This window comes from Frankia sp. CcMO1 (genome assembly GCF_977945845.1).
The window spans coordinates 23,017-27,827 of the sequence record NZ_CDWTMG010000018.1; the positions used below are offsets into that span (position 1 = coordinate 23,017).

Annotated in this window: 6 protein-coding genes; all 6 read right to left on the reverse strand. The window is 70.5% G+C overall.

What is annotated here, in order from left to right; all coding sequences use genetic code 11:
• Window positions 1-736: S-adenosylmethionine synthetase N-terminal domain-containing protein (locus AC08OU_RS04480; RefSeq protein WP_476604406.1), on the reverse strand; the 736-nt coding region annotated here is incomplete at its 3' end.
• A gap of 41 nt (window positions 737-777) precedes the next feature.
• A complete protein-coding gene (gene coaBC, locus AC08OU_RS04485) occupies window positions 778-2,100 on the reverse strand; it encodes a bifunctional phosphopantothenoylcysteine decarboxylase/phosphopantothenate--cysteine ligase CoaBC (RefSeq protein ID WP_476598974.1) in 1,323 nt (440 codons plus the stop codon).
• Window positions 2,101-2,133: 33 nt separating this feature from the next.
• Window positions 2,134-2,418 carry a DNA-directed RNA polymerase subunit omega gene (rpoZ, locus tag AC08OU_RS04490; protein ID WP_462186068.1) on the reverse strand — a complete coding sequence of 95 codons (285 nt, stop codon included), beginning with the start codon at window positions 2,416-2,418 and terminating at the stop codon, window positions 2,134-2,136.
• A 138-nt stretch (window positions 2,419-2,556) separates the two neighbouring features.
• Window positions 2,557-3,102 (reverse strand): guanylate kinase, encoded by a 546-nt coding sequence (gene gmk / locus AC08OU_RS04495; protein WP_476598958.1) that lies wholly within the window; start codon window positions 3,100-3,102, stop codon window positions 2,557-2,559.
• A gap of 245 nt (window positions 3,103-3,347) precedes the next feature.
• Window positions 3,348-3,665, reverse strand: coding sequence for an integration host factor, actinobacterial type (gene mihF, locus AC08OU_RS04500; protein WP_462186066.1), 318 nt, complete (start codon window positions 3,663-3,665; stop codon window positions 3,348-3,350).
• A 227-nt stretch (window positions 3,666-3,892) separates the two neighbouring features.
• Window positions 3,893-4,717: an orotidine-5'-phosphate decarboxylase gene (gene pyrF / locus AC08OU_RS04505; RefSeq protein ID WP_476598960.1), complete on the reverse strand. Its 825-nt coding sequence runs from the start codon at window positions 4,715-4,717 to the stop codon at window positions 3,893-3,895.
• Window positions 4,718-4,811: the final 94 nt, after the last annotated feature.

A 4,811-nucleotide genomic window follows, 5' to 3' on the forward strand; every position in this document is an offset into this window, starting at 1 on the left:
TCTCGAACCGGCCGGTCGGGTTGACCAGCAGCCGGCGCCCCTCGGTGGCGATCTCGAGCAGGGCTAGCTCCGGCTCGACGACGTACTCGGCGATGTCCGGCGCGAGCAGAGTGTCCAGGTCGATATCGGCGGCGTGCTGGGAGGAGACGACGACCGTGTCGAGCCGGGCCGGCTTCCCGTCGACGTACTCGATGGTCACCTGGGTCTTGCCGTCCGGGCGCAGGTAGCCGACCTGGCCCTCCTTGCGGACCGCGGACAGCCGCCTGGCGAGGCGGTGCGCCAGCGCGATCGGCAGCGGCATGAGCTCAGGGGTCTCGTCGCAGGCGAACCCGAACATCAGGCCCTGGTCGCCGGCGCCCTGCCGGTCGAACTCGTCGTCGGCGGAACCCTCGACGCGGGTCTCGTGCGCCGTGTCGACGCCCTGGGCGATGTCCGGGGACTGCGCGCCGATCGACACGCTGACGCCGCAGGACGCGCCGTCGAAGCCCTTCTTGGAGGAATCGTAACCGATCTCCAGGATGCGCTCGCGGACGACGGAGGCGATGTCGACGTAGGTCTTTGTGGTGACCTCGCCGGCGACGTGGACCTGACCCGTCGTGATGAGTGTCTCCACGGCGACCCGGCTCTTCGGGTCATCCTTGATCATGGCATCGAGAATCGAGTCGCTGATCTGATCGGCGATCTTGTCCGGATGCCCCTCGGTGACGGACTCGGACGTAAACAGGCGCGTCGCCACTGGATTAACCCCCTGGGTGATCCGGTTGATTCCGACGAAGCTTACCGAGGTGCCGCGAGGGGTACACGCAGCGCCTCGGCGGGCGTTCCATCGGTCCGATCGGCCGTAAGGCCGACCACGAGGTCGAGGATCCGATGCGCGAGGAGGTCCTTGCTCGTGCGCTCGATGGCCGTCTCGCCACCGCGGGGGTCCAGTACCATGGCGGCGTTGTGTTCCACCTCGAATCCGAGGCCGGCGCCGACCTCGTTGACCACGAGCAGGTCGACCGGCTTGCGCGCCAGTTTGGCCCGGGCGTGGTCGAGTACCCCCCCGCCGGGGCCGCCGGTCTCGGCGGCGAAACCGACGAGAACCTGACCGGGCCGGCGGTTCGCCAGCAGCTCGGCCAACACGTCGGGATTCGCCACGAGCGGGATGGAGCCCGGGGCCGCAGACTCCTTCTTGATCTTGTAGACCTGTGGCGCCCCGGGGCGGAAGTCGGCGACCGCGGCCGCCATGACGACCACGTCCGCCGAGGGCGCGACCTCGTGGACCCGATCGCGCAGCTGCGCCGCGGAGGTGACCGGGATCGTGCGGGCGCCGGCGACCTCGGGCAGCGCGACGTTCGCCGCCACCACCGTGACGGAGGCTCCCCGCGCCACGGCCGCCCTGGCCACGGCGTACCCCTGACGGCCGCTCGAGGCGTTGCCGAGGAACCGGACGGGGTCGAGGTACTCCCGGGTGCCGCCGGCCGTGACCAGGACATGCCGGCCGGCCAGATCGGGCCGCACCCCGGCCGCACCCCGGGCCAGCACCGCCATGCCGAGCGCGGCGATCTCCGCCGGCTCCGGCAGGCGGCCCGGACCCGAGTCGGCGCCGGTCAGCCGGCCCACCGCCGGCTCGGCCACCACCGCTCCCCGCGCCCGCAGGGTCGCCACGTTCGCCCGGGTGGCCGGGTGCTGCCACATCTCGGTGTGCATCGCCGGCGCGTAGACGACCGGGCAGGTCGCCGTCAGCAGGGTGCCGGTGAGCAGGTCATCGGCGCGCCCGGCGGCCGCGCGGGCCATCAGGTCCGCGGTGGCCGGCGCGACGAGGACGAGGTCGGCCTCGCGGCCGATCCGGACATGGGCGACCTCGTCCGTGTCGTCCCACACTTCCGTGGTGACCGGGTTCCCCGACAGCGCCGCCCAGGTCGTCGCGCCGACGAACCTCAGCGCCGACGGCGTGGGCACCACCCGGACCTCGTGGCCGGACTCGGTGAACCGGCGGAGCACCTCCACCGCCTTGTAGGCGGCGATGCCGCCCGCCACACCGAGCACGACCCGGGGACGCCGAGGGCCGGGCCCGGTGCCGGACAGCCCGGTGCCGGATCGCTCAGCGTCGAGCATCTCAGCGTCAGGCATCTCGGTCATCGTCCTATATCAGGAGACCGGCGGGAGGCTGTCGGTGACGGTCTCGTGGGTGAGCAGGCCGGCGTTGATCTCACGCAGCGCGATCGACAGCGGCTTCTCCTGCGCGTTGGTCGTCTCGACCAGCGGGCCGACGTACTCCAGCAGACCCTCACCGAGCTGCGAGTAGTAGGCGTTGATCTGACGAGCTCGCTTCGCCGCGTAGATGACCAGGCTGTACTTCGAGTCGGTCGCCTCGAGGAGCTCGTCGATGGGGGGGTTGGTGATGCCTTCGGGATGGGCGACGGTACCGGCCACGATGTCCTTCCGGAATGGGACGTCCGAGGCGGCTGCGCCGTCCGGACAGTGCAGAGCGCAGGCTGCGCGGGGCAGGGCGGGCTGCGCGGAGGAGGCTGTACGGAGATGTCGGCTGCGCGGGCGACCGGTGGGCCGGACCTACGAGCCGATCATCAATGCTACCAAGCGGGCCGCCGCGGACCGCACGTCGTCATTCACGATCACGTCGTCGAACTCCGTCTCGGCCGCGAGTTCGATGCGCGCCCGGTCCAGCCGGCGGGCGATGACCTCGGGTGACTCGGTCCCCCGACCGGTCAGCCGACGGACAAGCTCGTCGAAGGTGGGCGGGGCGAGGAAGACGAAACGGGCCTGTGGCATCGCCGAGCGCACCTGCCGGGCGCCCAGCAGCTCGATCTCCAGCAGGCAAGGCACACCTGCGGCGAGCCTTTCGAGAAGCGGGCGGCGGGGGGTGCCGTAGGCGTGTCCGGCAAACATCGCGTGCTCGACGAACTCCCCGGCTTTGACCATCCGGACGAACTCCTCGGCGTCGACGAAGTGGTACTCGACACCGTCGGTCTCACCCGGACGCGGTGGCCGCGTGGTGGCACTGACCGAGACCCAGACCTCGGGGTGACGTTCCCGGACTGCCGCGACGACGGTGCCCTTCCCGACTCCGGACGGCCCGGACAGCACTGTAAGACCCACGGGCACCACGATAGGATCTCTCGGTCAGTCGGCGCGCACGGTCATCAGTCCCCGAAGGACACGAGGACGGGACTGGTTTCCCAGGGACGGCCGGATCGGGGGAGGTTAAAGAATGCCGCCCCCGATCCGACCGGAAGGAAGGGCGACATCGCCGGAAGAATGTGAGTGACGCCACCCTCCCGTCAACGCCGCTACCCGCCGTAACCATGATCCGGGTTGGCGGAGTGGTTTCCCACCCCACCGGATCAGGCCATGCCGAACTCCTCGAGGAGTGCGGCACGCTGCTTGGCGCCGAGTCCCCGCAGCCGGCGGGTCGGACTGATCCCGAGCCGTTCCCGGATCTTCTGGGCGCGTACGCGCCCCACTCCGGGAAGCGACTCCAGAACAGCCAAAACCTTCATCTTGCCGACGACCTCATCAGCCTCGGCCTGTTCCAGGACGGCGGCCAGAGTGGTCTCCGCCTTCTTCAACCGCTCCTTGAGTTCCGCACGCTGCTTACGAGCCAACGCTGCTTTCTCGAGGGCGGCGGCCCTCTGCTCGGGCGTTAGGGGCGGCAGGGGCACGGGTACGCCTCCTCAATTCGGTGATCGCGCCGCGCAAACTAGCGAGGAAGGGGCTCCTCAGTCCAGCCTTGGCCATAACACTCTGATGCGAACATATTGTCAGCACAAGAGAAGGCTTTGACGGACGAAAGGGGTGGCCCACTCGTGCCGCACCCTTTCGGTCTACGGCGGCCCCACCGTACCGCTTCGTACCGCACCAGGACGAACACACCCTGGTCCCCTCGGCGTCACAGCAGGTCAACAGCCCTGCTGGCAGCGCCGAGACCTGCGGCGACGGCCCTCGCGGCGACCCCGGGATCGGGCGCACCGGTGATTGGGCGACCCACCACGACCAGGTCAGAACCCCCCACAAGGGCAGCTTCCGGCGTCGCGGTTCGGGCCTGATCGCCGGTTTCCGACCCCCCCGGTCGCACTCCTGGGGTGATGAGAGTCACATTGCTACCAAGCTCCATACGGACCATTCGCACCTCCCGCGGACTGCACACGAGGGTGCGCGCACCGGCTTCGACCGCAAGCACGGCAAGCCTGCGGACGGCGTCGGAAGGGGGGCCGGCGAGCCCGATCGCGCTGAGCGCCGCCACATCCAGCGAGGTGAGTACGGTCACGACGGCTACCTCGACATCCGGGGCCGCCTCGATCGCCGCACGTATCATCGCCGCCCCCCCAGCCGCATGCACGGTCACGAAACGAGGGCCCAACGGGGTGATTGAGCGCATTCCCCCGGCGACCGTGGCGGGAATGTCGTGCAGTTTGAGATCGAGGAACAACTCCGGGGCGCTTCCGGCGCCGCCCGCGGCGTGCGTCGCGCCGCCGGCCCCGGCGAGCACGCCGGCCGCGCGCAGCGCCGTCACGATTGCCGGGCCCTCCCGGTAGAACAGCTCCAGACCGATCTTTAGCACGGCCGCGGTGGGGGCGACCGCGGCAGCCCAGCGCAGCACGGTCGCGGTGTCCGGGGCATCCAGCGCGACCGCCAGCGGCGCCCGGCCCCGCGGCGGGGTGAAGCGGGGCGCGGCGGCACTCCTCCCGTCGGAGCTCCTCCGGCCGGCGCTCATCTGCTCGTCCTGGCCGCCGGTCCGAGTGCGGCAGACTCGGGCGCCACAGACTCGGGCGCCACAGACTCAGGCGCCACAGACTCAGGCGCCACAG